Source organism: Bradyrhizobium jicamae (assembly GCF_018130695.1).
In the GTDB taxonomy this organism is placed as follows: Bacteria; Pseudomonadota; Alphaproteobacteria; order Rhizobiales; family Xanthobacteraceae; genus Bradyrhizobium; species Bradyrhizobium jicamae_B.
Genome location: NZ_JAFCJX010000009.1, coordinates 244,638 through 270,016 on the forward strand (window position 1 = coordinate 244,638; position 25,379 = coordinate 270,016).

Consider the following 25,379-nt stretch of genomic DNA (forward strand, 5'->3'; position numbering starts at 1 on the left):
GACCGGATGCCGCGAAGCTACCAGCCTTCCAGCACGATCTTGCCGCGTGACTTGCCGCTCTCCAGCAGCGCATGCGCGCGCTTCAGGTTCGCAGCATTGATCGTGCCAAAGGTCTGGTCCAGCGTGGTGCGCAGCACGCCCTTGTCGATGAGGTCGGCGACGTCGTTGAGCAGATGATGCTGCGCAATCATGTCAGGCGTCTGGAACGAGGAGCGCGTGAACATCGATTCCCAGTGCACCGAAATGGCCTTGCCCTTGAACACGCTCATGGTGAATTCAGCGGGATCGTCGATCAGTCCGAACTTGCCCTGCGGCGCCATGAACTCGGCGATGCCCTTGTAGTGCTGCTCGGTGTAGGTGAGGCTGGCGACGAGGTCGACCGGCGGCAGCTTCAGTTTCTCGATCTGCTCGTTCATCGGCTTGCCGTGATCGATCACCGCATGCGCGCCAAGATCGAGGCACCATTTTTGCGATTCCGGCCGCGTCGCGGTCGCAACCACGGTGAGGCCGGTGAGGCGTCGCGCCAGCTGAATCAGGATCGAGCCGACCCCGCCGGCACCGCCCGTGATCAGCAGCGTGCGCGGATCGACGCTCTTGCCGGGAACGGCGCCGAGCCGATCGAACAGCAATTCCCAGGCGGTGATCGAGGTCAGCGGCAGCGCCGCGGCCTGCGCGAACGAGAGTGATTTCGGCTTGGCACCGACGATGCGCTCATCGACCAGATGAAATTCGGAGTTGGTGCCGGGGCGCAGGATCGAGCCGGCGTAGAACACTTCATCGCCCGGCTTGAACAGCGAAACGTCGGGGCCGACCGCGTCGACCACGCCGGCCGCATCGTAGCCGAGGATCTTGTGCTCGCCTGCGGGCGGCGCGGCGCGCTTGCGGACCTTGTAGTCGACCGGATTGGCCGAGATCGCCTTCACCGCGACACGGATGTCGCGCCCCTTCGGCTCCGGCTTTGCAATTTCGAAATCGACGAGTGCGTCGGCTGCCTCGATCGGCAGCGACTGTTTGTATCCGACGGCCTTCATGCCCGGTCTCCATGTGTGGCGGCAATCGCCTGCCGCTTAACTGTCGCGCTGGCGCCGAATTGGCAAGTACTGTAAAAAGAGGGACCTAGTCCCCGTTTGGATACTAATGGGAAAAATCCTGGGAAAATCATCGTGAAGCGGAAGAATTTCGCCCGCCGGCCGGGCTGCGCGGTCGAGGCGGCGCTCGATCTGATCGACGGCAAATGGAAGGGCGTGATCCTGTTTCATCTGCAGGCCGGCACCCAGCGCTTCGGCGAGCTGCGCCGGCGGATGCCCGGCATCACCCAGCGCATGCTGACCAAGCAGCTGCGTGCGCTCGAGGACGACAGGCTCGTGATCCGTAAGGTCTATGCCGAGGTGCCGCCGCGGGTCGAATACACGCTGTCCGAGCTCGGCGAGAGCCTGCGGCCGGTGATCGATATTTTGAAAGCCTGGGGCGAGAGCCATCAGCAGTCGCTGTCGTGCGCGCCCGCGCCCGAAGTGGTGGTGAAGAAGGCGAAGCGCGCAGCGTAATCGTTTCACCTCTCCCCGATGGAAAAGGTAGTCAAACTCAGAACGCGAACTGCGTGCTGGCATGATGGTCATCATAGAACTTTGACGGGCCGGTTCAACGGGACGTGAGGACGGCCGGCGAGGGGCATTTTGGGCGCCATATATTGGCCGGACCGCCCTTCAATTGCCGTGCGAACGCGCCTATATTCCGGCGTTTTCCGCGAGAGGTAAGAATGCTTCGATCGATCCGCCTTGCTGCAATTCCTGTGCTCTGCACGCTCATCCACATCGGCAGCGTTTGCCTTGCGCTGGCGCAGGACCGGCGCGTGCCGTCCTCGGCGGCCGAACTGCGGCTGTCCTATGCGCCGATCGTGCAGCGCGTGCAGCCGGCGGTCGTCAATGTCTACGCCGCCAAGGTGGTGCAGAACCGCAATCCGCTGCTGGACGATCCGATCTTCCGCCGCTTCTTCGGCGTGCCCGGCCAGCAGCCCGAGCAGATGCAGCGCTCGCTCGGCTCCGGCGTGATGGTCGATGCCTCCGGCCTCGTCGTCACCAACGTCCACGTCATCGAAGGCGCCGACCAGGTCAAGGTGTCGCTGTCCGACAAGCGTGAGTTCGAGGCGGAGATCGTGCTGAAGGACAGCCGCACCGATCTCGCGGTGCTGCGCCTGAAGGACACCAAGGAGAAATTTCCGACGCTCGACTTCGCCAATTCCGACGAGCTCCTGGTCGGCGACGTCGTGCTCGCGATCGGCAATCCCTTCGGCGTCGGCCAGACCGTGACGCACGGCATCATCTCGGCACTGGCGCGCACCCAGGTCGGCATCACCGACTACCAGTTCTTCATCCAGACCGATGCCGCGATCAATCCCGGCAATTCCGGCGGCGCGCTGGTCGACATGACCGGCCGGCTTGCGGGGATCAACACCGCGATCTATTCGCGCTCCGGCGGCTCGCAGGGCATCGGCTTTGCGATCCCTGCCAACATGGTCCGTGTCGTCGTCGCCTCCGCCAAGGGTGGTGGCAAGGCGGTGAAGCGGCCGTGGCTCGGTGCGCGCCTGCAGGCGGTGACGCCCGACATCGCCGAAACGCTCGGGTTGAAGACGCCGACCGGCGCGCTGGTCGCCAACGTGTCGCCGAACAGCCCCGGGGCCAAGGCGGGGCTGAAGCTGTCCGACCTGATCGTCGGGATCGACGGCCAGGCCATCGATGATCCCAACGCCTTCGACTATCGCTTCGCCACGCGCCCGCTCGGCGGCACTGCGCAGATCGACGTGCAGCGCGGCGGCAAGAGCGTGAAGCTGACCGTTCCGCTGGAGACCGCGCCGGACAATGATCGCGACGAGATCGTGCTGACCGCGCGCTCGCCGTTCCAGGGCGCCCGGGTCGCCAACATCTCGCCGGCGCTCGCCGACGAGCTGCATCTCGATGCCGGCACCGAGGGCGTCGTGGTGACCGATCTCGCCGGTGACGGCACTGCAGCCAATGTCGGCTTCCAGAAGGGCGACATCATCCTCGCCGTCAACAACCAGAAGATCGCGCGCACCAGTGATCTCGACAGAGCGACCAAGGCGGGCTCCCGGATCTGGCGCATCACCGTGGTGCGCGGCGGCCAGCAGATCAACGTGACGCTCGGCGGATGAGTCCGAAGAAGCCGCAGGACGCAGCGAACCTCTTTGCCGCGGCGGGGATGGAGCAGGACGCGCCGCGTCCGCTGCCGGACCGGCTGCGGCCGCGGGTGCTCGCCGATGTCGTCGGCCAGGATCACATCCTCGGTCCCGACGGCGCGCTGACGCGCATGCTCGAGACGCGGACGCTGGGCTCGCTGGTGTTCTGGGGCCCGCCCGGCACCGGCAAGACCACGGTGGCACGGCTGCTGGCCGACGCCACCGAGCTGCAGTTCGAGCAGATCTCGGCGGTGTTCTCCGGCGTCGCCGACTTGAAGAAGGTGTTCGACGCCGCGCGGGCCCGCCGCGAGATGGGCAAGGGCACGCTGCTGTTCGTCGACGAGGTGCATCGTTTCAATCGCGCGCAGCAGGATTCCTTCCTGCCCGTGATGGAGGACGGCACCGTGGTGCTGGTCGGCGCCACCACGGAGAACCCGTCCTTCGAGCTCAACGCGGCGCTCCTGTCGCGCGCCCGCGTGCTGGTGTTTCATTCGCTCGATGCGGTCGCGATCGAGAGGCTGTTTGAGAACGCCGAGAGGATTGAAGGCCGAAAACTGCCGCTCGATGCGGAAGCGCGCGCCGTGCTGGTGCGGATGGCCGACGGCGACGGCCGCGCCTCGCTGACGCTCGCCGAAGAGGTCTGGCGCGCCGCGCGCAAGGGCGAGGTGTTCAATGCCGCGCAGTTGCAGGAGATCCTGCAGCGCCGCGCGCCGATCTACGACAAGTCGGCCGACGGTCACTACAACCTGATCTCGGCCTTGCATAAATCGGTCCGCGGCTCGGATCCTGACGCTGCGCTGTATTATCTGGCGCGCATGTTCGACGCCGGCGAGGACCCGCTGTTCCTGGCGCGGCGCGTGGTGCGGATGGCGGTCGAGGACATTGGCCTGGCCGATCCGCAGGCGCTGGCCGTCTGCAATGCCGCCAAGGACGCCTATGATTTCCTCGGCTCGCCCGAAGGCGAGCTCGCGATCGCGCAAGCGGTGGTCTATCTCGCGACCGCGCCGAAATCGAACGCGGTCTACACCGCCTTCGGCGCGGCGATGCAGACCGCCAAGCAGGGCGGCTCGCTGCTGCCGCCCAAGCACATCCTGAATTCGCCGACCAAACTGATGAAGTCGGAAGGATACGGCTCCGGCTATCAATACGACCATGATATGCCCGACGCCTTCTCCGGCCAGGACTATTTCCCGGAGGCACTCGGCCGGCAGACGTTTTATGATCCGCCGGACCGTGGGTTTGAACGGGAGATCCGGAAGCGGCTGGATTATTGGAACAGGCTGCGGAAGGAGCGGGGCGGGGCGTAGGTCGGACGAAACGCTGAGGGTGGTATTGCAATCGTGTGTCAAAAATGACACATAAATTGCGCATGATTGATCGCGCGAAAAAGCTGCCCGCACGATTCTACATCAGCCCGACGGGGCGTCATCCCGTCCGCGAATGGATTCTGGATTTACCCCCTGATGACCGTCGCACGGTCGGAAAGGACATTCAGAAAGTGGAATTCGGTTGGCCGATCGGTCGACCGTCTTGCGCGCCGCTTGGGCACGGATTGTGGGAAGTCAGGAGCGATCTCGACAGCAATCGGATTGCGCGGGTGATCTTCTATATTGCTGACGGTCAGATGATCCTCTTGCACGGATTCATCAAGAAGACGCCGCAGCAGGATCTGGAGTTGGCGCTTAAGCGGAAGCGAGAGGTGACGTGATGGCAAAGAAAAAAGCGCGTATCAGCGAAGAGACATTTGACGACTTTCTCTCCGAACAGCGAATGCTGGGTGCCTGCGAGGAGCGTGCCATCAAGGAAATCATCGCCGAGCAGCTGGCAGAAGCCATGAAGGCACAAGGCATCACCAAGAGCGTGATGGCCGAGCGCATGAAGACCAGCCGGCGCCAGCTCGACCGATTGCTCGATCCCGCAACTCCGTCCGTTACACTGGAGACCCTCCGTAGAGCGGCCAACGCCGTTGGTCGCACGCTACGCGTGGAACTGACGTAGTAATACTTTCTCTCCTTGACGAACTCCAATATCTCGTCCGTCGGACGAGTCTTTCTGACATAGCGCAAACTTGGAAAAGCCTCATGAGTCGTCGCATCAAGAGAACAACGTCGCCCGGCGACCGTGCCAAGGGAGATCGTGCGAAGGGTGAGCGTCCCAAAGGCGGCCGCGGCGATCGCGATCGCAAGGGCGGCGGAGGGGCCGAGAGCGAGCGCGGCGAGCGGCATCGCGCGCCCGCGCATTTCGCTGGCGGCAAGCCGCAGCGCTTCTCCAAGCCATTGCGCGAGAAGCCGGCGGCGTTCCGCGACGAGCCGGAAAAGCCCAAGGCCGAGCCGCAGCTGCCGACCAAGGTGCAGACCGTGGTCGTGACCGCCGACGAGGACAACATGCGCGTCGACCGCTTCCTCGAGGCGCGGTTTCCCGGGCTGTCGTTCTCCCACATCCAGCGCATCGTCCGCAAAGGCGAACTGCGGGTGAACGGCAAGCGGGCCGACTCGAAGGATCGCCTCGAGGAGGGCCAGAGCGTGCGCATTCCGCCGCTCAAGCTCGACGCGCCGAAGGTGGTCGGCGTGCTCTCGGACGCACAGACCAAGACGCTTGAGGCGCTCAAGGAGATGACGCTGTTCGAGGACGCCGACGTCATGGTGCTGAACAAGCCCGCGGGGCTTGCGGTGCAGGGCGGCTCCGGCATGACGCGCCATGTCGACCAGATGCTGGAGGTGATGCGCGACGCCAAGGGACAGAAGCCGCGCCTGGTGCATCGGCTTGATCGCGAGACGTCCGGCTGCCTGCTGATTGCCAAGACGCGCTTTGCAGCGACGCATCTGACCGGCGCCTTCCGCCATCGTTCGGCGCGAAAGATCTACTGGGCGCTGGTGGCCGGCGTGCCGAAGCCGAAGCAGGGCCGGATCTCGACCTACCTTGCCAAGGAGGAGAACGAGGAAGACACCATCATGCGGATCGCGGCGCATGGTGATGAAGGCGCAAGCCACGCCGTGACCTACTATGCCGTGGTCGAGACCTCGGCGCAAAAGCTCGCCTGGGTGTCGCTGAAGCCGGTGACGGGACGAACCCATCAGCTTCGCGCGCATATGGCGCATATCGATCACGCCATCGTCGGCGATCCCAAATATTTCAACAAGGAGAACTGGCAGCTGCCTGGCGGCCTGCAGAACCGGCTGCATCTGCTCGCCCGCCGCATCGTGATTCCGCATCCGCGCGGCGGCGTGATCGACGCCACCGCGCCGCTGCCACCGCACATGCAGCAGTCCTGGAATCTGCTCGGGCTCGAATACGACCGCTTCGATCCCATCGAGAATGCGCCGGAAGAATAATCAGCGCGGCTCCCACAGCAGGAACGATCAAAGCAGGGTCATGCCGGTCGGTTGGGGTGCGTCGGACTGGCTGGTCGCCGGTTCGGAAAGGTGTGAAGCGGTTTTCCGAAAAGATCGTGCTCAAACACGAGCTAAAGCACGATGACGATTCAACCTAATCTCATCGCACTTTAGCGTTTGAACTGCGCCAGGAACAGCCGCAGCGAGTCATGCGGGCTCTCGACGTCCGAGATGACCCAGCCCTCGGGGCCGTTGACGACGATGAAGTTGAGCACCACGGCGCGGCCCTGATTGTCGAAGGTAACCGTGACATAGGTCCTGTCGAACTGCTTGCGCAGGATCGCGATCGAGATGGCGCCGAGCCGCCAGGTCGGGCTCTGCACCAGGAAATCATAGGGCTGGTCGTGCGGCGCGCTCCAGGCGGCGCGCAGGCTGGGATCGAAGAACTGCCGCGTGGTCTCGGCGTCGCGCGGCAGGCCGCCGGACAGCTCGGCGCTGCCCTTGCCGTAATGGGCATAGACGTTGCGGACCAGCGATTCCGGCGAGCGGAACCCGGCATCGGCCGGCGTCGCGGCGAGGGTGGCCGCGAGCAGCACAGAACCTGTCAGGCATTTCAGACGTCGCATCTGCTTTATTTGCCGCCATCCCTGACATATCTTGCCGAAAAGTCTCATCGAACGAAAGCTATCAGGCGCAATGCGCGAACTCTTCGAAGAAGCCGCGGGACAATCCCCGCTCGACCCGCAGGAAGCGGTGCGGCGCCAGACCCGCGCGCCGCTGCGCAAGCGGTTCTATACCGACGTCGGCGTGGCCGAGGCCGCTGGCGGATTTGCCGTCACGCTCGACGGCCGGCCGATCAAGACGCCGACCGGCAAGGGCGTGACCGCGCCGACGCGCGCGATTGCCGACATGATCGCAGCCGAATGGCGTGCGCAGGGCGAGAGCATCGATCCCCTGACCATGCCGCTGACGCGCTTTGCCAACAGCGTCGTCGAGGGCGTGATCGCGCGCGTCGATGAGGTTGCCGACGACGCCGCCAAATATCTCGGCACCGACATGCTGTTCTACCGCGCCGGCCATCCCGAGACGCTGGTCGCGCGGGAGGGCCGGCACTGGGACCCGATCCTGCGCTGGGCCGCCGAGGAGCTCGGTGCGCATTTCATCCTCGCCGAGGGCATCGTGCATGTCGCCCAGCCCGAGCCCGCGATCACCGCAGCGCGGGCGGCGTTTCCGGCCGATGCCTGGTCGGTCGCAGCCTTGCACGTGGTGACGACGATCACGGGCTCGGCGCTGCTGGCGCTGGCGCTGGCGCATGGCGTGCGCGACGAGGACGCGATCTGGACCGCCGCCCATGTCGACGAGGACTGGAACATCGAGAAATGGGGCGCCGACGAGGAGGTCGTGGCCCGCCGGGCGGCCCGGCTGGTCGACTACAAGGCCGCAGCCGGCATCCTCGCCATCCTCAAATAGCCGGCCGGGGGGCCGAAACCGGCCACTCTCTGCGCTTCGGTTAACGAGAGGTTTACGGCGTTGGGCTAGCGTCTCGCCCAGGCCGAGACCTCCGATATGGCGATTTCCATCCACCCTGTGCTGCCGGTGCTTGCCTCCCAGGAGGCTGCCAGCATCGCGCCCGAGCTCGTGCTGCAGCAGGGCAGCGTGGTCAATGCGCAGGTCCTTCAAGTTCTGTCGGCCGACCTGGTGCGGATCGCGATCCAGAGCCTCTCCATCGACGTGCAGACCGAGGTACCGCTGCAGGCCGGGCAGCAACTGCAGTTGGCCGTGTCGCAGGGTCAGGACGGCAGCACGCGGCTGCAACTGGTCGGGCAGGGCGCGGATGCCGGCGGCGTCTCGCCGGATGCGATCACGCTGTCGCCGAAAGCCCAGGTCGATGCGCCCCTGAGCGCACAGCCGGCCGCGCCGGTGCAGAAGGCCGTGCTGACGCCGCTGGAGCGCGTCGTGGTGACGGCGGCCGCCCAGGGTGCGGCGACGATCCAGGACAGCCAGGCGCCATTGTTCGCCAATCTCAACGCGCTCGCGACCTCTCCGAACCTGCCGCCGAAATTGCAGGCTGCGATCGCGCAGGTGCTGGCCCAGCAGACCAGCCTCGACCCCCAACTCGACGGCGGCGACATCAAGGCCGCGTTTCAGAAATCCGGCCTGTTTCTGGAGGCCTCGCTCGCCACGGGCACGGTGCCGTCATCAAGCGGCGTGCTGCCTGATCTCAAGGCCGCGCTGATCGTGCTGAAGCAGACGCTGTCGTCGCTCGGCGCGACGGAAGCAGGGCAGGCGCCTGCCGCGCCCGTCGCGCAGGACGCCGCTTTGCCGCGCGCGGCTGCGACCACCGCCGCCATAACCTTGGCGCCGGCGCCCGAGGCCGACCTGCAGGAAATCCTGCTGCCGCAGGCGCGTGTGCCGGTTGCCGATGATGTCGGTGTCGCGAGCAGCACGATCGCGAATGCGTTGGCCGAAGCGCTCGACTCCGGCCCGTCCTCCGGCGGCGCGCTCAATCTGCTGCAGGAGGCGCTGCAGGAGCTCGGCACCACGGCCGCAACGCGACTTCAGCCGGCCGCGCCGCGCGCGGTGCCGCTCGGGGATACCGTCCACACCAACACGCCGCCACCGCCATTCCGCGGCGCGCTGCCGACCGCGCAGCCGATCGCCGCGCCATCGATCGCGCCGGATGCGCCGCTGGCGGCCACCACGCATCATCTCCTTGAAAACACCGATGCCGCGATCGCGCGGCAGACGCTGCTGCAGGTCGCCTCGCTCCCCGATCGCGTCGACGCGACGGCGCAGCGGATCGATATCACCACGCCGCGCTGGAATTTCGAGATCCCGTTCCTGACCCCGCAGGGCACGGCGATCGCGCAGTTCGAGGTCTCCAGGGATGGCGGCGGCGAGGCGGCCGAAGCGGGCAAGCGCGTGTGGAAGGCGCGCTTCTCGCTCGACGTCGAGCCGACCGGTCCGGTGCATGCGCTGATCTCGCTGGTCGGCGACCGCACCTCGGTTCGGATGTGGGCGGAACGGCCGTCGACCGCAGCCCAACTGCGTGCCGGCGCCGCCGAGCTGAGCCAGCAGCTGGCGCAGGCCGAGCTCAATCCCGGCGACATCGTGATCCGCGACGGCACGCCGCCGCAAGCGATCCCGGCGCGCGCCGGGCATTTCCTGGACCGTGCGCTATGAGCGACACCAAGACCCAGCTTGCAGTCGCCCTGCATTACGACCGCACCGGCGCACCGCGCGTGGTCGCCAAGGGCAAGGGCACGATCGGTGCCAAGATCATCGAGATCGCAAAGGCCAACGACATCCCGATCGAGGAGAACGAGGTGCTGGCCGGCGCGCTCTCCAATGTCGAGATCGGCGACGAGATTCCGGAAGAGCTCTACAAGGCCGTCGCGGAGGTCTTGATCTTCGTGCTGCGGCTGTCGGGACGGGTGCGCTGATCCTGCTGCGTCATAGTTAGCTTTATCCCTTCATCCTGAGGAGCATGCGAAGCAAGCGTCTCGAAGGACGAGGCCACCAGCCGGGCCTCGTGGTTCGCCTGGCAATGCGAAGCATCGTCCAGAGACGGCGCTTCGCGCCTCCTCACCATGAGGGGCTAAAGACACAACGAGGCTAATCCTCATTGCCATCGTTTTACCAAGATGGCATCACCATCGTTGCGTCCCTCAATTGGTCCAGGTTCCGTCGTGATCCATCGCCGTCATGCGCTCGGTCTGTTTGCCGCCGCGAGCATCCTGCCATCCCGCAGCTTCGCCAATGTCTCCAGCCAGCGCAGCGAATTTCGCGACGATCTGCAAAAGCGGTTCTTCGATCTCGGCACCGAGGGCACCTTCGTCGCCTACAAGATCGACGATTACCTGATCGTCGCGAGCGACAAGAAGCGCTCGGGCGAGGGCAAATTGCCGGCTTCGACGTTCAAGATTCCGAACTCGCTGATCGCGCTGGAGACCGGTGTCGTCAAGGATCCCGACAAGGACGTGTTCAAATGGGATGGCGTGACGCGTCCGATCGAGGCCTGGAACAAGGATCACACCTTGCGCTCGGCGATCGCGGTCTCCGCGGTGCCGGTCTATCAGGAGATCGCGCGGCGGATCGGCGAGGCGCGGATGCAGGAGTACGTCGACAAGCTCGACTATGGCAACCGCGACATCGGCGGCGGCATCGATCAGTTCTGGCTCTCCGGCAAGCTACGCATCGATCCGATCGAGCAGATCGATTTCGTCGACCGCCTGCGCCGCGGCGTGCTGCCGGTCGGTAAGCGCAGCCAGGAGCTGGTGCGCGACATCCTTCCGGTGACCAAGGTCGGCGACGCCACCATCCGCGCCAAGAGCGGCCTGACCGGCCGCGAGCAGGGCTCGCTCGGCTGGCTGGTCGGCTGGGTCGAGAAGGGCTCAGCGGTCACGGTGTTCGCGATGAACATGGATTGCAAGACGCCAGAGCAGATCGCCGCGCGCATGAGCGTGACGCAGCAGTGTCTGACGGATATCGTCGCGATGTGACGACACACATGGAGTGTCGTCCCCCGCGAATGCGGGGGACCCAGTACGCCGCGGCTTATCGGTTAAACAACACCGTCTCTGGAATACTGGGTCGCCCGGTCAAGGCCGGGCGATGACAGCGGTGGTGCATGCGAGTGCCGTCACCCCAGCTTGAACAGCGCCGTGAGGAAATCGCTCACCGCCTTGCGCGCTTCGGCCGCGGTGGTCGGGTTGCCGCCGACATGCGGGCCGAGCTCGACGCAGGAATCCTTGTAGGTGAAGGCGGCGTGCGTCGCCGCGTTCATCAGCACGCCGCCTTCGCCCTCCTTGATGGTGCAGTGGCGCACGGTCTGCGATCCCGTCGCTTCCACCACGTTAGTCACTCCGATCAGCCCGGCATCAAACCCGTGCGCGGAGTCCGGATATTCCGTCAGCTCCACGTCGCGCTTTGCTTCTTGCAGTCGCGCGACATAGGCCTTGCAGCTGGCGACCGGATTGTAGTCGTCAGGCGCGCCATGGAAGATGCGGATCGGTTTCGCCGCGACCTCGGTGTCTGACGCGTAACTCGTCGAGCAGTCCGGATAGAACGGGATGTAGGCAGCGAACTGCGCGCCGGATTTGTTCCAGAGCTTGTGGAAGCGCTCCAGGCTGGCAAACAGCGCGGCCTGCCCACCGCGCGAAAATCCCATCAGCACGATGCGGTCAGGATCGACGCGCGGATGCTTGGCGAGGATGTCCAGCGAACGGTAGATGTCGAGGATGAAGTTGAGCCGGCCGAGCAGGGCCTGGTTCGGCCCGGTCGCGGTCAGTCCGCGGCCCGAAAAACCGTCGATCACGAAGGTCGAGATTCCCATGCTGTTGAACTGGTGCACCCAGGCATCCATGGTGCCGCCGACCCCGCTCGAGCCGTGCATCAGCACCACGACCGGCAGCTTGCCGGTGCCTTGAGCGATGCGGAATTCGCCGCCGACCGTCACCTGTTTGCCGTTGGCGTCACCGGTCAGGAATTGCTGGTCGGAGATGGTCAGCGAGGGGATGCCGTAGATCTCGGTGCGTGCCGCGATCTCCTTCGGGATCACTTGCGCGCTGGTCTCGATGCAGGTGAACAGCACGGCGCAGCCCAGAAGCGCGCCCGTTGCGGCGATCCGCCAGTCCTTCATTGGTAACCCCCCGTGTTCGATTTTGTCCAATAACAGCAAGGGCGGAACTGCCTGTCAATTTCGGTCTTTCCCGATCCGCCCGAGATGGGTGAAGCCGAAGCCTGCCTCATATTTCAGCCCATAGCCGAGCGCGCGGTCGATGCCGATATGGGCGAGCCAGATCATCGCGATCGACAGCACCAGCGGCGATGACGTGGCGAAGCCCGCCGTCATCAGCACCGTCGGCGCCAGATAGGCGTGGGCGGTGTTGTAGACGAAGGCGCCTGTGCGCGGGCCCGCCAGATAGGCGGCAAAGCTGAGGTCGGGAGCGAGGAAGAGGATGGCATAAACCGACCACGAGCCGTCCCAGATGCCATAGAGCACGGTCATGCCGAGGAAGAGCGCCAGCCCCTCTAGGCGGAGCAGGGCGCGCACCCCGCCAGTGGCCGCGCCCGTCGCGGCCGTGGTGGTATCATTCATGGTCGTCTCCCCAAGGTCAGAAAATCCTACCGTTTTGTCGCCGGGATCGCCCAGAACCCGGTTTCCGCATCCGAAAAGGCCGTGTTAGAACCCCGCCCAATCCCCGGACGTCAGGTCCACTAGCTAATGCGGGCGGAAGCAAATGAAAGACATCCTCGATACCCTCGAAGACCGGCGCGCCGGAGCCAAGCTTGGCGGCGGCGAGAAGCGCATCGAGGCCCAGCACGCCCGCGGCAAGCTCACCGCGCGGGAGCGCATCGAGCTGTTGCTGGACAAGGGCTCGTTCGAGGAGTTCGACATGTTCGTCGAGCACCGCTCGACCGAATTCGGGATGGAGAAGACCAAGGTCCCCGGCGACGGCGTCGTCACCGGCTGGGGCACCGTCAACGGCCGCAAGACCTTTGTCTTTGCCAAAGACTTCACCGTGTTCGGCGGCTCGCTGTCGGAGACCCACGCGCTGAAGATCACGAAATTGCAGGACATGGCGATGAAGGCGCGGGCGCCGATCGTCGGCCTCTATGACGCCGGCGGCGCGCGCATCCAGGAGGGCGTCGCAGCGCTGGCAGGCTATTCCTACGTGTTCCGCCGCAACGTCATCGCCTCAGGCGTGATCCCGCAGATCTCGGTCATCATGGGTCCCTGCGCCGGCGGCGACGTCTATTCGCCGGCCATGACCGACTTCATCTTCATGGTGAAGAACACCTCTTACATGTTCGTCACCGGCCCCGACGTCGTGAAGACCGTCACCAACGAAGTGGTGACGGCCGAAGAGCTCGGCGGCGCCTCGGTGCACGCGACCCGCTCCTCGATTGCGGATGGCGCCTACGAAAACGACGTCGACGCGCTCTTGCAGATGCGCCGCCTGATCGACTTCCTGCCGTCCAACAACACCGACGGCGTGCCGGAATGGCCGAGCTTCGACGACATCGGCCGGGTCGACATGTCCCTGGACACGCTGATCCCCGACAATCCGAACAAGCCCTACGACATGAAGGAGTTGATCCTGAAGGTCGTCGACGAGGGCGACTTCTTCGAGATTTCCGAGACGTTCGCCAAGAATATCGTCACTGGCTTCGGCCGCATCGCCGGCCGCACGGTCGGCTTCGTCGCCAACCAGCCGATGGTGCTGGCCGGCGTGCTTGACAGCGACGCCTCGCGGAAAGCCGCGCGCTTCGTCCGCTTCTGCGACGCCTTCAACATCCCGATCGTCACCTTCGTCGACGTGCCGGGCTTCCTGCCAGGCACCGCGCAGGAATATGGCGGCCTGATCAAGCACGGCGCCAAGCTGCTGTTTGCCTATTCGCAATGCACGGTGCCGCTGGTGACGATCATCACCCGCAAGGCCTATGGCGGTGCCTTCGACGTCATGGCGTCGAAGGAAATCGGTGCCGACATGAACTACGCCTGGCCGACCGCGCAGATCGCCGTGATGGGCGCCAAGGGCGCGGTCGAGATCATCTTCCGGGCTGATATCGGCGACCCCGACAAGATCGCGGCGCGAACCAAGGAATACGAAGACCGCTTCCTGTCACCGTTCATTGCGGCCGAGCGCGGCTACATCGACGACGTCATCATGCCGCATTCGACAAGGCGGCGGATTGCGCGGGCGCTGGCGATGCTCAGGGATAAGAAGGTCGAGATCCCCGCGAAGAAGCACGACAATTTGCCGTTGTAATGAGGTTCGCATGGTGGGTTGGGCGAAGCCGTAACCCACCGGCCTAACCAACAGCGCGTTGAGACTGTGGTGGGTTACGCTAACGCTACCCACCCTGTGGATGACGGCGTGATCTCGAATCCGATGACCGAAGACGACGACTCGACCGACGGCATCTCCCAGATCGAAGCGCGGATCGAAGCGCTTGCCGTGACGGCCGAGCGCTGCCGCAAATTCATCCTGGCGTCGAAGGCCGCCATCGCCGGCGGAGCTGCGTTGCTGCTCATCGTGATGCTCGGCCTGTTCAGCGCGGGCTCGACCGCTGCCCTCGGGTCGATTGCCTTGATGCTCGGCGGGATCGTTTCGCTGGGATCGAATGTCAGCACGTTGCGCCAGACCGATGCCGCGATCGGTGCCGCCGAGGCGCTGCGGGCGGAGTTGATCGGCCGGATCGATCTCCGCGTCGTGCACGACGCGCCGATGAAATTGATGTGAGGCGGTGACGCGCGCGCGGTGCGTAGGATGGGTGGAGCGAAGCGATACCCATCAACTTCGTGCTGCGCGGAGAGATGATGGGTATCGCGTCCGCCTTCGCTCTTCGAGCGATGGCGGCCGCTCCACCCATCCTACGATTTTTCACGATTCTTATCCGCCGCGGCGAAATGCGCCATCTGGTCCGCATGCGCCTTCGCAAACGCCGGCCGTGTTGTCGCGCGGGCGACGTAGGCGCGGCTGGCGGGATGGGCCGCGAGGCCGCCGAAGCGGTCGACGACGCGGAGCACGTCGGACATCAGGATATCGGCGACGGAGAACGAACCGGCCAGCCATTCGCGTTGCGCCAGCACCGCCTCGATGTGCTTCAGGCGCAGCGTGAGGAAGTCGTCGACAAACTTCACGGCGGGTGAGCCGTCGTCAGTGCCCATGAACTTGAACATCGTCCAGGGCAGGCTTGCCATCTCCACCGAATTGAGTGCGGCGAACAGCCATTCCACAGCCTCGCTGCGGCCACGCGAATCCCTCGGCATCAGCGCTGCGCTCAGTCCGCCCAGATGCAGCAGAATCGCGCCGCTCTCGAAGATCGAGAGATCGCCGTCGGTCAGCCACGGCACCTGGCCGAACGGCTGGTGCGCGAAATGATCAGCATTCCGGTCGCCGAACGGCACGCTGGCGACGCGGTAGGGCAGGCCGGCCTCTTCCAGGGCCCAGCGGATGCGCAGATCGCGTACAAAACCGCGTGGCGGCTCGGGAACCCAATCGAAGGTGGTGAGGGTGAGGTCGGCCATGCGGTATCTCCATGTGCTGGTTCCAGGCAAAGGACGTGCGACGGGCGCGCGTTCCGACATCAACGGCGGGGTTTTTTCGTCACCACGGATGAACCCGGCATACCCTCGTATATCCCGTTCATCCCAAATCATGCCCTGCACTTACGCTTGTACAATTCAACGGCGGCGACGAATCCTTATGATCTCGGGCAAGCAATCCGATGGCAGGCACAAGGTGGGCTCCCAACGGATGTGACCGCAATCACTGCTTCAAGCCAACACGTGCAGGATTGTCACATCGACACGGGTTTGCCGGACAGAAAGTCCTTCGGAGAACGCGCGATGAACGTCTTCATTCAGAAGCTCAACGGCCTTTGGTACCTCATCGTCGGCTCGTGCCAGATCCGAACGCCGTTCCTGGAGACACAGGACCGCGAGCTGGTCGTGAGCTACGCCTGGCGAGCCTACCCGGGCGCCAGGATCTTCGAACGCCACTGATTTCTGCAGTTTGCGCCGCACAGTCTCGCACCTGGGCAGCGCATGGGGCGGGTCAGCGTCTCAGGTCAACCCGTCGTCCCTCCATCCGACGAGCGTTAAGGCCCTTCGCTTGTTGAGCCACGGCGGACGAGGCGGCTGACCCGCCCTACATTTACTGTCTGAAATCAGGTTACGGCCGCGAACAAACTCGATGTCATCCTGGCGAAAGCCAGGACCCATTACCCCAAACGCAAATTGTTTCACGACGCTGGGGCCACGATCCCGTTCACAACCAAATTCGGTGGTAGTGGGTCCGGGCTTTCGCCAGGACGACGGTGAGGAGACTGCGCGCGCAGCCCTAATCCTTCCCCACGCAATTCGCATAGAACGTCGTCGTTGCCGGCCAGTCCGAGAACATGCCGCGGATGCCGACCTGCTGGGTCAGCACGTCCAGCACCGTCAGCGTATCGCCGTCGCGATCGATCGCTGCCTTGACCGACTTGTGATAGAACGCGCCGCCCTTGTTGAGGGGGCCGTCGCGCTCCAGCGACCAGCCGATCAGATCGAGGCCGGCGGCTTTCGCGGCTTTGGCGTAGGCGGAGGGGACGATCTCGCCCTTGTCGTTCAGCGTCAGCATGGTCCAGATCGGCGGGCCGAGGATCGCGACGCCCGCGGCCTTCAGCTCTTCCATCGACGGTTTCCAGGTCTCGGGCCTGTTCGGATCGAGCCCCTGCTTTTCGTAGCGCTCCTCGAGATAGAGCGCCTGCTTGGCAAATTCCGGCTCGGTCTTCACCCAATAGAGGATGTCGGCAAGGCTGAAGCTTTGCACGAACACGTCATGCGCTGATATGCCGGCCTGCTTGTAGGCCGCGATCATCTGGCTCGCGTATTTTTCCTGGGTGTAGTCGCCGTCGAACGGCATCGGCACCTCCGGCGCCTTCAGCTCCGGCGTGAACTTTGCGCCGAGGCTCCTGATCAACGCGATGCTCTCGTCATGGGTCATCAGCGTGCCCCGGGCGTAGAGGTCGGTGCGCCAGCGCGGCGTGCCGTTCTGGTACTCCTCAGGCGTCTTCGCATCCGGATTGAAGCCGTCCATCTTGGCGGTGAGGCGCTTGAACTCGGCGAGCGTGAAGTCGCTGGTGCAGCATTTGGCCGTGGCCTTCTTGCCGGCGGCCGGGTCGGCCGGGCTGAAGCCTTGCGTGCATTTCGATGCCAGCTCCGGCACGGCCAGCACGTTGGTCGTGGTGTGCAGATCGCATTGGGAATGGCGGCAGACCAGCTGGCGATCCCTGGTGAAGGTGACGTCGCACTCGATCACGCCGGCGCCCATGCGGGCGGCCGCGATGTAGGATTCGCGGCTGTGCTCGGGAAATTCCAGCGCGGCGCCGCGATGGCCGATCGAGAAATCGGTCTTGTGAAACGGGCCGGTGCATTGGCGGAGCCGCTGCTTCAGCGGTCCGTCCTTCATCTTGTCGACCAGATAGAACGGCCGCGGGCCAAGCTGCGCCTCGCGCGGCAGCGCGACGTCGTCGGCAACGGCGGGCAGGGCGCTAGCGATCAGCAGAAGTGTCGCGAAGAGGTTGGAACGGACGCGGGCAAACATGATTGTTTTTCCGGAGCAGGCGATGTGCGGCGGGAGGATATCACGGATCGTGTGACGGCGGCGTGGGGGCCGACGGAGGTGTCGCCGCCCGGTGCCGCCACGCCCAACCTGAACGCGCGGTTCAGCGGATGTTCAGGTGGCCGCCGCAAGATCCTTGCGCATCGCTCACGTCACAGAACTGGAGAGATGCCATGGAACGCCGCGACTTTCTCAAGATCGCTTTCGGTGTTGCCGCCGGAGCCGCCGCCTTCGCCGCGAGCGCCAATGCTGCGCCACTCGCTCCGCATCCGCTCAACGAAGACGCCCGCCTGCCGCCGCCGCCGGACGCCCATCCCGCCGTCACGACGGGCGAGGAGGTCGAGCATCTCACGCCGGAGGAGGTGCGCTGGGGCCGTGGCCGTCACTGGGGCTGGCATCGCCGCCATTGGGGCTGGCGCCGCAGGCACTGGGGCTGGCGCCGTCGCCACTGGGGCTGGCACCGCCGTCGTTGGCATCGCCGGCACTGGCGCCGTTATTGGTAACGAGCCTAGCGCGATCCCAGGAAGACCTTGCACGCGCCCTTGGCCGCGGGAATGACGATCGCGCGCGGCAGCTCCGCGCCGGCGCCGCAGCGGCCGGCTGATTGCGCCTCGTCCATGTCGATCGAGACGTATTTGCCGACGGTGACCTTGACGCGGTCAGGCGCCGTCGGATTGAACGGCGAGGCGTTCGCGATCACGGTCGCACCGTTCTCCTCGCTCCATTTGGAATCCGTCTCGCCGCGCGAGGCATCGACGGTGCAGCTGTAGCCGGGACGGCCGCGCAGGCCGCAGGTGACGACAGTCACCTCGATGCTCTTCACGGTCCCATCAGCCAGCGTCACGCTTGCCGAACCGGAGGTGCAGCGCGGCTTCACCTCGAAGTCGCAGCTGCGCACCTCGTCGGCGTATGCGAGGCCGATCGATGCGGCGAGGAAGAGAGCGGTGAGCGAGATGAAGGGCTTCATGAACGGGAATGACACGGCGGAGGAAACGCACCACTCTTTTGGTCTTGCCGAGCGATGAATGCGTTCAAGCAGCCGTCAAAGAAAACCCCGCCGGAGCGGCGGGGTTTTGATGGATTCCGATGTGCCGATCAGATCGGACGGCAGCGGCCGTAGCGCCAGACGAAACCATAGGGGCAGCCGCGGCCGGGACGAACCACGACGACCGGCGCGGGAGCGACGACGACCGGCGGTCGCACGACGACGACGCCACCACCGCCACCATTGGGAACGCAGCCGCCGTAGGGCCCGCGATGCCGATACGGGCCGCATCCGCCCGCCGCTTCAGCGGCGGTGAAGCTGGCAACGGAGCTCGCGAGCAAAACTGCTGCAAAAAGATACTTCATGTCTTCTCCCTCGATTTCGGCCCACGCTGTGTGGCACCGCAAAAAACATGCTCAAACGAATCGGCGGGCCGGAGTCTTGCAGATGCCGCCTCCGTTGTCTTCAACCATAGTTCCGCTGCCTGAATGCGACATGAACGTGGCGAAGGCGAACATCTGTCTTGGTTCTACTGATGCGAGCGGAGGAAGCCCAGCAACAATTCGTCATATTTCGCCGGCGCTTCCAGAAACACCAGATGGCCGGTGTCGGGAATGACCTCGGCACGGCCGTTCGGCATCTGCGCCGCCAGCGCCTTGGCGAGGTCGGCGTTGTGGCCCATCTTCGGCCGTAGCGCCTCCGGCGCATTCGGGCGGCCCGGCGCGTTATGGTCGTCGGCGCCCATCACGAACAAGGTCGGCTGCGTGATCAGCGGGATCTCGTGCACCACGGGCTCGCGATAGATCAGCTGCGCGGAGGCGACGAAGGCGTGCAGCCAGCGCGGATATTCGGCGCTGCCCTTGATGTTGAAGCGCGCGTCGATGAACGGCGTCACCTGGTCCGGCGGCAGCTTCAGCGCGTAGTTGATCTCGAGCTGCTTGCGGTAGCCCTCGGCGGTGAGCTTGTCCTCGTTCTCGATGATCTTCTCGGTCGGCGTAGGCGGCACATAGAGGCGGTAGTCTTCCAGTCCGATCGGCGCGGTCAGCACGAGGTGATCGACGCGGTCAGGATAGGCGCGCGCGATGCGGACGCCGAGCATGCTGCCCATCGAATGCGCGACGATGTCGGCTTTGGCGATCTTGAGGTGATCGAGCAGTGCGACCGTGTTGCGCGCGAGATTGTCGAAATGCAGATCGCCTTGCTGCTTCGACGACTTGCCGAAGCCGATCTGGTCCGGCACCACGACGCGATAGCCGGCGTCGGTCAGCGTCTTGATGACGGGCGCCCAGTAGCTCGACGGGAAATTGCGCCCGTGCAGCAGCACGACGCTGCGGCCGTTCGGCTGCGCGGGCGCGACGTCCATATAGGCCATGCGCAGCTGCTCGCCGTCATTGACCAGCGGCAGCATGTTGACGGGGTAGGGATAGGCAAAGCCTTCGAGCCCGATGCCATAGGGTTCGCGCTCGGCGGCGAAGGTGGGGGCAACAGGCAAGGCGAGCAGGGCGCCAAGCAGCGCCGCAGCGGACAGACGATTCATCAAGGGCTCCGGGACGAACGTGCTGCGTTCATGCAAGCCGGCAATGACGCCGGCCTGCAACGCGCGCCGTTATTCGCCCGGACCGAACAACGCTGCAAATCGCTTTTCGCCGTTTCGCGAAAAATTGACCACGCGGCTGCCCGGCGTGGGATCGCGCATCGCCCATTTCAGCTCCGCAAAGCGCGTCATCACGGCCGCGCCCAGCGTGCCGGCGAGATGATGGCGCCGCTCGCTCCAGTCGAGGCAGGCCTTGCACACCGGGCGGCGCGGATGCGCCAGCGCATTGGCGTCGATCTGCAGTGCCTCGGCCATGAAGCGCCTGCCGTCGCCGGTCAACTCGATCGTCTGCTTGGTCTGCCGGACCAGCTTTTGCCGTCGCATGCTGTCGAGCATCTGCACGCCGAGATCGCCGGCGAGATGGTCGTAGCAGATCCGCGCGCGGCGCAGCGCCGGTTCCTTCGGCCCGGTGCGCACGCGCATGTGGCCGGCGCGCGCAGCGAGCCCCGCGAGCCCTTCCAGCACGCTCGCGACGTCAGGCCCGGTGAGGCGGTAGTAGCGGTGGCGGCCTTGTTTCTCCGGCTCGATCAGCCCGCCGGCCTCGAGCTTGGACAGATGCGAGCTCGCGGTCTGCGGCGTGATGCCGGCCTCCTGCGCCAGCTCGCTCGCGGTCAGCGCGCGGCCGGTCATCAGCGCCTGCAGCATGTTGGAGCGCGCGGGATCGCCGACCAGAGCGGCGACCATGGAGATGTCGGGTCCGGATTTCATAGTTCGATGATAGCCGAAGCATCTACGTCGGGCAAGGGACTAGTCTGCGCGGGAAATCAAGGGAGCACTGCCATGACCATTACCGTCTTCATCCGCTATCAGCTCGACCCGTTCAAGCGCGCGATGTTCGAGGCGTATTCGAAGAACTGGCTCACTATCATCCCGAAATGCGGCGGCGACCTGATCGGCTACTGGATGCCGCATGAGGGCACCAACAACATCGCCTTCGCGCTGATCTCGTTCGAGAGCCTTGCCGCCTACGAGGCCTATCGCGCGCGGCTGCGCCAGGACAGTGAAGGCATGGCGAACTTCAACTTCGCCGAAGAAAACAAGTTCATCCTGGCTGAGGAACGGACATTTCTGCGCAAGGTGGCGTTATAGTGCGATCATAACGAACAAGGAGACGAACATGATCGCCGTGATCTTCGAGGTCTGGCCCAAGGCCGAGTACCGCCAGCAGTACTTTGACCTAGCCGCCGAGCTCAAGCCGGAGCTGGAGAAGATTGACGGCTTCATCTCGGTGGAGCGGTTCGAGAGCGTCACCGAGAAGGGCAAGTTCGTCTCGCTGTCGTTCTTCCGCGACGAGGCTGCGGTGGAAGCCTGGCGCAACACCGCCGGCCACCGCCGCACCCAGGCCAAGGGCCGCGCAAGGATTTTTGACGATTATCGCCTGCGTGTCGCCGGCGTGATCCGTGACTACGGCATGAACGAGCGCGAGCAGGCGCCGAAGGACAGCCGCGCCGTCCACGAGGCGCGCTAGCACCTCCGGGCGCGCACTGGCGCTGCCCCGGATGCGTGCCTATCTCAGCGCGGCAACAACACCAGGGAAGAGAACAATGCCAGTGACAACTGCTGACAAACGCGCCGCCTTCAAGACGCTGCACGAGAGCGGCTGCTTCATCATCCCAAACCCCTTCGATGTCGGCAGCGCCCGCGCATTGCAGCATCTCGGCTTCAAGGCGCTGGCCTCGACCAGCGCCGGCTTTGCCTGGACCATCGCCAAGGCCGACAACCGTGTCACTGTCGATGACGTCTGCCATCACCTGACGGCGATCTGCGCCGCCGTCGATATTCCCGTTAACGCGGACTACGAGGACGGCTTTGCCGTCGAACCCGAGAAGGTTGCCGTCAATGTCGCGCGGGCCGTCGAGACCGGCGTTGCCGGGCTCTCGATCGAGGATTTCACCGGCGATGCCGCCAACCCGCTGTTCGAGCAGGCGCTTGCGGTCGAGCGCATCAAGGCGGCGCGCAAGGCGATCGGCAGCAGCGGCGTATTGCTCACCGGCCGCTGTGAAGCGATCCTGCGGGGAGTGAAGGATCTGGGGCTGGTGATCGAACGGCTGCGCGCCTATGCGGACGCGGGCGCCGACGTTCTCTATGCGCCGGGCATCTCGACCAGCGAGGAGATCGCCGCGGTCGTGAAGGCGGTGGCGCCGAAGCCGGTCAATCTCCTGATCGGCGGCGCGTCCGATCTGTCGCTGCAAAAGGTCGCCGAACTCGGCGTACGCCGGATCAGCGTCGGCGGCGCGCTGGCGCGGATGGCCTGGGCGGGCTTCATGAAGGCGTCGAAGGAGATGGCCGAGCAGGGCACCTTCACCGAATTCGCCAATGGCTATCCCGGCGGCGAGCTCAACAAGATGTTCAAATAGAGCACACAAAAAAGCAGCGGGCCGATCGGCCCGCTGCTTCGTTGCGTGAGAGCGTGATTGATTATTGCTTGTCGCCCGTCGACTCCTGGCCGGTCGGCTTGTTGGCCGGCGGAGCAGCCGGGTTCGCCGGGGCGGCGCCCGTGGTCATGCCGGGCTGGTTGTTCGGACGCGGCGTCACATCACGCATGCCCGGAGGCGCCGCGGCCGGGTTGGCCGGCTGGGTCTGGGCGGTCTGCGTCGACGGCGTCGTGCCGGCCTGGTTCACCGAGGTGTTGTTCAGCCCGTAGAACAGCGCACCCAGCACCACCGCGATCGCGACAGCGAACATCGCGATCTTGGTCCCGCTGGCCGGGCCCTCGGCGAGCTCCGGATCGGGCTGCAACTCGTTGTCCAGACTGTTGAGGCGCGCCTGATGCCGGATTTCGTCTTCGGTCAGGTTGGCGCGATACGGATCGTTCGGTTGGTATGCCATCAAAAGTTCCTCCGTTAGCACCCCATCGCTAAACGCGCGAAGACAATGGCTGGCGCGCAAGGATGTTCCGCGCCATGTTGCAGTCCGTTCATGATGGAACCGGCGATTCGGAGGTTCCGAGGGGCTTATCCGCAATGTGGACCATGCCGCCCACTGATTCCGTGCTGCATGTGCTGTCGTTCATCGCGGTCGCAGCGCAGGCGATGACGGCGGCGCTCGCGGCCGGCAAGCGCAGCATGGATTGGGCTGGCGTGTGCATGCTGAGCTGCATTACCGCGCTCGGCGGCGGCACCATCCGCGACGTGCTGCTCGGGCATTATCCGCTGCTCTGGGTGCAGCAGCCGATCTATCTGGCGATCACCAAGGTCGCAGCCCTCGTCACCATCCTGCTGGCGCGGCTGGTGCACCGGCTCAATCTCGCCTTCCTGGTGCTCGATGCGATCGGCCTCGTGGTGTTCACCATGGCCGGCTGCGACGTCGCCTGGCAGGTCGATGCCTCGCTGCCGATCGTGATCGTCGCCGGCATGATCACGGGATGCGCCGGCGGTGTGCTGCGCGACATCCTCTGCAACGAGGTGCCGCTGCTGTTCCGCAGCGAGCTCTATGCCAGTGTCTCCGTCGTCACCGGCCTGTTCTATGCGACCGCGTTCGGCCTGCAGCTGAACCCCCATCTCTGGACCGCGCTCACCTTTGTGCTCGGCCTCAGCTTCCGCCTGCTTGCGATCCGCTACAAATGGGAGATGCCGAAATTCGTGTTCACGGGCGAGGGGCGGTAGCAGCCCCCGTGCCCCGGACGCAGCGCAGCGCCCTTGCGGTGCGCTGCTGAGCCGGGGCCCATCTCAGGCCGTTGAGGCATGGGTCCCGGTTCTGCGGAGCAGCGTTGCACGCTGCACCGCGCCCGGGACACGAGAGTTATCTCCGCCGCGCCTTCGCCACCTCATCCGCCGACACCACCGGCGCCGCATTGCCCCAGGAATTGCGGATATAATTGGTGACGTCGGCGATCTCCTGGTCGGTCAGTTTGGGATAGGACGGCATCGAGCCGGGGTTGGGCGCGCGCGGCGTGGTCACGGTCTGCGCGCCGTCGAGGATGATGCGGATGGTGCTCGCAGCATCCGCCGATTGCAGATTGGCGTTGCCGGGCAGCGGCGGATAGATCCGCGGCGCACTGCTGCCGTCGATCTCATGGCAGGCGACGCAGGCGCTGCGATAGATGCGCTGGCCGTCGCGCATCGACTCCGGTGACGGCGGCGTCACCTCGGGCTCCGGCGCGCCGGCGGGCAGGCCCTTCAGATAGACCGCGATCGCCCGCACATCGGCATCGGCCATCCTGGAGGTCGAGTTGACGATCACCTCCGACATCAGGGGGCCGGCGTGGCTGCGCGCATTGCGGCCGCTCTGCAGGTACTCGACGATGTCGTCGACGCTCCACGACTTCAGTCCGCTGCGCGCAGCCGCATCGAGCCGTGGTGCGAACACCCCCTGGATCGCGCTGCCGCCGAAGGCCTGGCCGGCCTTGTCGGCGCCGAACATGTTCTTCGGCGTGTGGCAGGCGCCGCAATGCGCGAGGCCCTCGACCAGATAGCCGCCGCGATTCCACTCGGCGCTCTTGCTCTGGTCGGGCTGGAAGATGCCCGGCGTGAAGAACAGCGCGTTCCAGGCCCGCATCAGCACGCGATAGTTGAGGGGCCAGCGCAGGTCCGGTGGCGGCGCTCTGTTGCTGACCGGCGCAATCGTTCCGAGATAGGCACGGATCGCCAGGATGTCGTCGCGGGTGAGCTTGGTGAAGCTCGGGTAGGGGAAGGCCGGGTAGTAGCGCGCGCCGCTCGGCGAGACGCCCTCGCGCAATGCGCGGACGAAATCGTCGTCGCTCCAGCCGCCGATGCCGGTATCGCGGTCGGGTGTCAGGTTCGGCGAGGTGATGCTGCCGAACGGTGTCTCGATGCGTTTGCCGCCGGCAAACGGCTTTTGGGGATCGACGGTATGGCAACTCGCGCAGTCGCCGGCGATCACCAACGCCTTGCCGCGTGCGATCATCTCCTCGGAAGGCGCGGCCGCGCATTCACCTGGCTGGAACGCACCGCACAAAACCACTCCGGCGAGAAGAATCGCCCGCGCCGACCAAACCCGCACCCGCATCCATCACCTTCCGGTCTGCCAGACGCGTCACGCCGTTTCGCTGCAGGCCCGTCCAACGACAGAAACCGAAACGCCCTCGCGATATTCCCGGCACGAAATTGCGATTTTTGAATGCCGGGCATGAGCGTTCAGAATTGTGCTGCGCGGCGCGGAAAATCCGACATAGACTGGTTCTAACAAGCTCAGATGACTAGCT

The 25,379-nt window shown here is 65.1% G+C and carries 30 protein-coding genes; 18 read left to right on the forward strand and 12 right to left on the reverse strand.

What is annotated here, in order from left to right; genetic code table 11:
- Positions 1–17: 17 nt before the first annotated feature.
- Positions 18–1,031 (reverse strand): zinc-binding alcohol dehydrogenase family protein, encoded by a 1,014-nt coding sequence (locus tag JQ604_RS15570; RefSeq protein WP_212358275.1) that lies wholly within the window; start codon positions 1,029–1,031, stop codon positions 18–20.
- Positions 1,032–1,163: 132 nt separating this feature from the next.
- Between JQ604_RS15570 and JQ604_RS15575 the strand changes: the two genes are divergently transcribed.
- The 6 genes from JQ604_RS15575 (at position 1,164) to JQ604_RS15600 (ending at position 6,522) form a co-directional block, all read left to right on the forward strand.
- On the forward strand, positions 1,164–1,544 hold the full coding sequence (locus tag JQ604_RS15575; protein WP_212358276.1) for a winged helix-turn-helix transcriptional regulator: 381 nt from the start codon (positions 1,164–1,166) through the stop codon (positions 1,542–1,544).
- A gap of 212 nt (positions 1,545–1,756) precedes the next feature.
- A complete protein-coding gene (locus JQ604_RS15580) occupies positions 1,757–3,166 on the forward strand; it encodes a DegQ family serine endoprotease (protein WP_212358277.1) in 1,410 nt (469 codons plus the stop codon).
- Entirely contained in the window at positions 3,163–4,497 is a 1,335-nt protein-coding gene (locus tag JQ604_RS15585; protein WP_212358278.1) for a replication-associated recombination protein A, read from the forward strand. The genes JQ604_RS15580 and JQ604_RS15585 overlap by 4 nt, the downstream gene beginning before the upstream one ends.
- Positions 4,498–4,559: 62 nt before the next feature.
- The gene (locus JQ604_RS15590; protein ID WP_212358350.1) at positions 4,560–4,898 is read left to right on the forward strand and encodes a type II toxin-antitoxin system RelE/ParE family toxin; all 339 of its coding nucleotides are present in this window, start codon (positions 4,560–4,562) and stop codon (positions 4,896–4,898) included.
- Positions 4,898–5,188 (forward strand): helix-turn-helix domain-containing protein, encoded by a 291-nt coding sequence (locus JQ604_RS15595; RefSeq protein ID WP_212358279.1) that lies wholly within the window; start codon positions 4,898–4,900, stop codon positions 5,186–5,188. Before JQ604_RS15590 ends, JQ604_RS15595 begins: the two co-directional genes overlap by 1 nt.
- 83 nt (positions 5,189–5,271) lie before the next feature.
- Positions 5,272–6,522, forward strand: a complete 1,251-nt coding sequence (locus JQ604_RS15600) for an RluA family pseudouridine synthase (RefSeq protein WP_212358280.1) — start codon at positions 5,272–5,274, stop codon at positions 6,520–6,522.
- Between the two features lie 170 nt (positions 6,523–6,692).
- Here JQ604_RS15600 and JQ604_RS15605 read toward each other — a convergent pair whose 3' ends face one another.
- A complete protein-coding gene (locus JQ604_RS15605) occupies positions 6,693–7,148 on the reverse strand; it encodes a hypothetical protein (protein WP_212358281.1) in 456 nt (151 codons plus the stop codon).
- A 70-nt stretch (positions 7,149–7,218) separates the two neighbouring features.
- Here JQ604_RS15605 and JQ604_RS15610 point away from each other — a divergent pair, with 70 nt between their 5' ends.
- From JQ604_RS15610 to blaOXA, 4 genes are all read left to right on the forward strand, one after another.
- A complete protein-coding gene (locus tag JQ604_RS15610) occupies positions 7,219–7,992 on the forward strand; it encodes an ATP12 family chaperone protein (RefSeq protein WP_212358282.1) in 774 nt (257 codons plus the stop codon).
- Positions 7,993–8,088: 96 nt separating this feature from the next.
- Positions 8,089–9,705 (forward strand): flagellar hook-length control protein FliK, encoded by a 1,617-nt coding sequence (locus JQ604_RS15615; RefSeq protein WP_212358283.1) that lies wholly within the window; start codon positions 8,089–8,091, stop codon positions 9,703–9,705.
- Positions 9,702–9,965 carry an EscU/YscU/HrcU family type III secretion system export apparatus switch protein gene (locus tag JQ604_RS15620; RefSeq protein ID WP_212358284.1) on the forward strand — a complete coding sequence of 88 codons (264 nt, stop codon included), beginning with the start codon at positions 9,702–9,704 and terminating at the stop codon, positions 9,963–9,965. The genes JQ604_RS15615 and JQ604_RS15620 overlap by 4 nt, the downstream gene beginning before the upstream one ends.
- 201 nt (positions 9,966–10,166) lie before the next feature.
- Entirely contained in the window at positions 10,167–11,024 is an 858-nt protein-coding gene (blaOXA, locus tag JQ604_RS15625) for a class D beta-lactamase (RefSeq protein ID WP_249158278.1), read from the forward strand.
- Between the two features lie 140 nt (positions 11,025–11,164).
- Here the strand turns inward: blaOXA and JQ604_RS15630 are convergent, their stop codons facing one another.
- Positions 11,165–12,163 carry a dienelactone hydrolase family protein gene (locus tag JQ604_RS15630; RefSeq protein ID WP_212358286.1) on the reverse strand — a complete coding sequence of 333 codons (999 nt, stop codon included), beginning with the start codon at positions 12,161–12,163 and terminating at the stop codon, positions 11,165–11,167.
- 54 nt (positions 12,164–12,217) lie between these two features.
- A complete protein-coding gene (locus JQ604_RS15635; RefSeq protein WP_212358287.1) occupies positions 12,218–12,622 on the reverse strand; it encodes a DUF4260 domain-containing protein in 405 nt (134 codons plus the stop codon).
- Between the two features lie 142 nt (positions 12,623–12,764).
- Here JQ604_RS15635 and JQ604_RS15640 point away from each other — a divergent pair, with 142 nt between their 5' ends.
- Both JQ604_RS15640 and JQ604_RS15645 read left to right on the forward strand, forming a co-directional pair.
- Positions 12,765–14,297, forward strand: coding sequence for an acyl-CoA carboxylase subunit beta (locus JQ604_RS15640; protein ID WP_212358288.1), 1,533 nt, complete (start codon positions 12,765–12,767; stop codon positions 14,295–14,297).
- Between the two features lie 123 nt (positions 14,298–14,420).
- A complete protein-coding gene (locus JQ604_RS15645) occupies positions 14,421–14,771 on the forward strand; it encodes a hypothetical protein (protein ID WP_212358351.1) in 351 nt (116 codons plus the stop codon).
- A gap of 131 nt (positions 14,772–14,902) precedes the next feature.
- Here the strand turns inward: JQ604_RS15645 and JQ604_RS15650 are convergent, their stop codons facing one another.
- The gene (locus JQ604_RS15650; protein ID WP_212358289.1) at positions 14,903–15,559 is read right to left on the reverse strand and encodes a glutathione S-transferase family protein; all 657 of its coding nucleotides are present in this window, start codon (positions 15,557–15,559) and stop codon (positions 14,903–14,905) included.
- A 321-nt stretch (positions 15,560–15,880) separates the two neighbouring features.
- Between JQ604_RS15650 and JQ604_RS15655 the strand changes: the two genes are divergently transcribed.
- Entirely contained in the window at positions 15,881–16,036 is a 156-nt protein-coding gene (locus tag JQ604_RS15655) for a hypothetical protein (protein ID WP_212358290.1), read from the forward strand.
- A gap of 337 nt (positions 16,037–16,373) precedes the next feature.
- On the opposite strand, the gene JQ604_RS15660 is transcribed toward JQ604_RS15655, so the two are convergent.
- On the reverse strand, positions 16,374–17,618 hold the full coding sequence (locus JQ604_RS15660) for a glycerophosphodiester phosphodiesterase family protein (RefSeq protein ID WP_212358291.1): 1,245 nt from the start codon (positions 17,616–17,618) through the stop codon (positions 16,374–16,376).
- A gap of 191 nt (positions 17,619–17,809) precedes the next feature.
- Between JQ604_RS15660 and JQ604_RS15665 the strand changes: the two genes are divergently transcribed.
- Entirely contained in the window at positions 17,810–18,139 is a 330-nt protein-coding gene (locus tag JQ604_RS15665; protein WP_212358292.1) for a twin-arginine translocation signal domain-containing protein, read from the forward strand.
- Positions 18,140–18,144: 5 nt separating this feature from the next.
- Here the strand turns inward: JQ604_RS15665 and JQ604_RS15670 are convergent, their stop codons facing one another.
- The 4 genes from JQ604_RS15670 to JQ604_RS15685 all read right to left on the reverse strand — a co-directional run bounded on the left by JQ604_RS15670 (position 18,145) and on the right by JQ604_RS15685 (position 20,923).
- A complete protein-coding gene (locus JQ604_RS15670; RefSeq protein ID WP_212358293.1) occupies positions 18,145–18,603 on the reverse strand; it encodes a hypothetical protein in 459 nt (152 codons plus the stop codon).
- A 128-nt stretch (positions 18,604–18,731) separates the two neighbouring features.
- A complete protein-coding gene (locus JQ604_RS15675; RefSeq protein ID WP_212358294.1) occupies positions 18,732–18,986 on the reverse strand; it encodes a GCG_CRPN prefix-to-repeats domain-containing protein in 255 nt (84 codons plus the stop codon).
- Between the two features lie 164 nt (positions 18,987–19,150).
- A complete protein-coding gene (locus JQ604_RS15680; protein ID WP_212358295.1) occupies positions 19,151–20,158 on the reverse strand; it encodes an alpha/beta fold hydrolase in 1,008 nt (335 codons plus the stop codon).
- Positions 20,159–20,227: 69 nt separating this feature from the next.
- On the reverse strand, positions 20,228–20,923 hold the full coding sequence (locus JQ604_RS15685; RefSeq protein WP_212358296.1) for a metalloregulator ArsR/SmtB family transcription factor: 696 nt from the start codon (positions 20,921–20,923) through the stop codon (positions 20,228–20,230).
- A 72-nt stretch (positions 20,924–20,995) separates the two neighbouring features.
- On the opposite strand from JQ604_RS15685, the gene JQ604_RS15690 reads away from it, so the two are divergent.
- The 3 genes from JQ604_RS15690 to JQ604_RS15700 all read left to right on the forward strand — a co-directional run bounded on the left by JQ604_RS15690 (position 20,996) and on the right by JQ604_RS15700 (position 22,572).
- Positions 20,996–21,304, forward strand: a complete 309-nt coding sequence (locus JQ604_RS15690; protein ID WP_212358297.1) for an NIPSNAP family protein — start codon at positions 20,996–20,998, stop codon at positions 21,302–21,304.
- 28 nt (positions 21,305–21,332) lie between these two features.
- Entirely contained in the window at positions 21,333–21,683 is a 351-nt protein-coding gene (locus tag JQ604_RS15695) for an antibiotic biosynthesis monooxygenase family protein (RefSeq protein WP_212358298.1), read from the forward strand.
- Between the two features lie 76 nt (positions 21,684–21,759).
- The gene (locus JQ604_RS15700) at positions 21,760–22,572 is read left to right on the forward strand and encodes an isocitrate lyase/PEP mutase family protein (protein WP_212358299.1); all 813 of its coding nucleotides are present in this window, start codon (positions 21,760–21,762) and stop codon (positions 22,570–22,572) included.
- A 61-nt stretch (positions 22,573–22,633) separates the two neighbouring features.
- Here the strand turns inward: JQ604_RS15700 and JQ604_RS15705 are convergent, their stop codons facing one another.
- A complete protein-coding gene (locus tag JQ604_RS15705; RefSeq protein WP_212358300.1) occupies positions 22,634–23,044 on the reverse strand; it encodes a hypothetical protein in 411 nt (136 codons plus the stop codon).
- 134 nt (positions 23,045–23,178) lie between these two features.
- Between JQ604_RS15705 and JQ604_RS15710 the strand changes: the two genes are divergently transcribed.
- Positions 23,179–23,820, forward strand: coding sequence for a trimeric intracellular cation channel family protein (locus JQ604_RS15710; RefSeq protein WP_212358301.1), 642 nt, complete (start codon positions 23,179–23,181; stop codon positions 23,818–23,820).
- 136 nt (positions 23,821–23,956) lie between these two features.
- On the opposite strand, the gene JQ604_RS15715 is transcribed toward JQ604_RS15710, so the two are convergent.
- Complete coding sequence (locus tag JQ604_RS15715) at positions 23,957–25,183, reverse strand: cytochrome c (RefSeq protein WP_212358302.1); 1,227 nt, start codon at positions 25,181–25,183, stop codon at positions 23,957–23,959.
- Positions 25,184–25,379 lie beyond the last annotated feature (196 nt).

What these genes read in the sequence shown, in the direction of transcription:
- JQ604_RS15570 (WP_212358275.1), bottom strand. Translation starts at nt 1,031, where the DNA reads ATGAAGGCCGTCGGATACAAACAGTCGCTGCCGATCGAGGCAGCCGAC.
- JQ604_RS15580 (WP_212358277.1), top strand. Translation starts at nt 1,757, where the DNA reads ATGCTTCGATCGATCCGCCTTGCTGCAATTCCTGTGCTCTGCACGCTC.
- JQ604_RS15585 (WP_212358278.1), top strand. Translation starts at nt 3,163, where the DNA reads ATGAGTCCGAAGAAGCCGCAGGACGCAGCGAACCTCTTTGCCGCGGCG.
- JQ604_RS15590 (WP_212358350.1), top strand. Translation starts at nt 4,560, where the DNA reads ATGATTGATCGCGCGAAAAAGCTGCCCGCACGATTCTACATCAGCCCG.
- JQ604_RS15595 (WP_212358279.1), top strand. Translation starts at nt 4,898, where the DNA reads ATGGCAAAGAAAAAAGCGCGTATCAGCGAAGAGACATTTGACGACTTT.
- JQ604_RS15600 (WP_212358280.1), top strand. Translation starts at nt 5,272, where the DNA reads ATGAGTCGTCGCATCAAGAGAACAACGTCGCCCGGCGACCGTGCCAAG.
- JQ604_RS15605 (WP_212358281.1), bottom strand. Translation starts at nt 7,148, where the DNA reads ATGCGACGTCTGAAATGCCTGACAGGTTCTGTGCTGCTCGCGGCCACC.
- JQ604_RS15610 (WP_212358282.1), top strand. Translation starts at nt 7,219, where the DNA reads ATGCGCGAACTCTTCGAAGAAGCCGCGGGACAATCCCCGCTCGACCCG.
- JQ604_RS15615 (WP_212358283.1), top strand. Translation starts at nt 8,089, where the DNA reads ATGGCGATTTCCATCCACCCTGTGCTGCCGGTGCTTGCCTCCCAGGAG.
- JQ604_RS15620 (WP_212358284.1), top strand. Translation starts at nt 9,702, where the DNA reads ATGAGCGACACCAAGACCCAGCTTGCAGTCGCCCTGCATTACGACCGC.
- blaOXA (WP_249158278.1), top strand. Translation starts at nt 10,167, where the DNA reads ATGGCATCACCATCGTTGCGTCCCTCAATTGGTCCAGGTTCCGTCGTG.
- JQ604_RS15630 (WP_212358286.1), bottom strand. Translation starts at nt 12,163, where the DNA reads ATGAAGGACTGGCGGATCGCCGCAACGGGCGCGCTTCTGGGCTGCGCC.
- JQ604_RS15635 (WP_212358287.1), bottom strand. Translation starts at nt 12,622, where the DNA reads ATGAATGATACCACCACGGCCGCGACGGGCGCGGCCACTGGCGGGGTG.
- JQ604_RS15640 (WP_212358288.1), top strand. Translation starts at nt 12,765, where the DNA reads ATGAAAGACATCCTCGATACCCTCGAAGACCGGCGCGCCGGAGCCAAG.
- JQ604_RS15645 (WP_212358351.1), top strand. Translation starts at nt 14,421, where the DNA reads ATGACCGAAGACGACGACTCGACCGACGGCATCTCCCAGATCGAAGCG.
- JQ604_RS15650 (WP_212358289.1), bottom strand. Translation starts at nt 15,559, where the DNA reads ATGGCCGACCTCACCCTCACCACCTTCGATTGGGTTCCCGAGCCGCCA.
- JQ604_RS15655 (WP_212358290.1), top strand. Translation starts at nt 15,881, where the DNA reads ATGAACGTCTTCATTCAGAAGCTCAACGGCCTTTGGTACCTCATCGTC.
- JQ604_RS15660 (WP_212358291.1), bottom strand. Translation starts at nt 17,618, where the DNA reads ATGTTTGCCCGCGTCCGTTCCAACCTCTTCGCGACACTTCTGCTGATC.
- JQ604_RS15665 (WP_212358292.1), top strand. Translation starts at nt 17,810, where the DNA reads ATGGAACGCCGCGACTTTCTCAAGATCGCTTTCGGTGTTGCCGCCGGA.
- JQ604_RS15670 (WP_212358293.1), bottom strand. Translation starts at nt 18,603, where the DNA reads ATGAAGCCCTTCATCTCGCTCACCGCTCTCTTCCTCGCCGCATCGATC.
- JQ604_RS15675 (WP_212358294.1), bottom strand. Translation starts at nt 18,986, where the DNA reads ATGAAGTATCTTTTTGCAGCAGTTTTGCTCGCGAGCTCCGTTGCCAGC.
- JQ604_RS15680 (WP_212358295.1), bottom strand. Translation starts at nt 20,158, where the DNA reads ATGAATCGTCTGTCCGCTGCGGCGCTGCTTGGCGCCCTGCTCGCCTTG.
- JQ604_RS15685 (WP_212358296.1), bottom strand. Translation starts at nt 20,923, where the DNA reads ATGAAATCCGGACCCGACATCTCCATGGTCGCCGCTCTGGTCGGCGAT.
- JQ604_RS15690 (WP_212358297.1), top strand. Translation starts at nt 20,996, where the DNA reads ATGACCATTACCGTCTTCATCCGCTATCAGCTCGACCCGTTCAAGCGC.
- JQ604_RS15695 (WP_212358298.1), top strand. Translation starts at nt 21,333, where the DNA reads ATGATCGCCGTGATCTTCGAGGTCTGGCCCAAGGCCGAGTACCGCCAG.
- JQ604_RS15700 (WP_212358299.1), top strand. Translation starts at nt 21,760, where the DNA reads ATGCCAGTGACAACTGCTGACAAACGCGCCGCCTTCAAGACGCTGCAC.
- JQ604_RS15705 (WP_212358300.1), bottom strand. Translation starts at nt 23,044, where the DNA reads ATGGCATACCAACCGAACGATCCGTATCGCGCCAACCTGACCGAAGAC.
- JQ604_RS15710 (WP_212358301.1), top strand. Translation starts at nt 23,179, where the DNA reads ATGTGGACCATGCCGCCCACTGATTCCGTGCTGCATGTGCTGTCGTTC.
- JQ604_RS15715 (WP_212358302.1), bottom strand. Translation starts at nt 25,183, where the DNA reads ATGCGGGTGCGGGTTTGGTCGGCGCGGGCGATTCTTCTCGCCGGAGTG.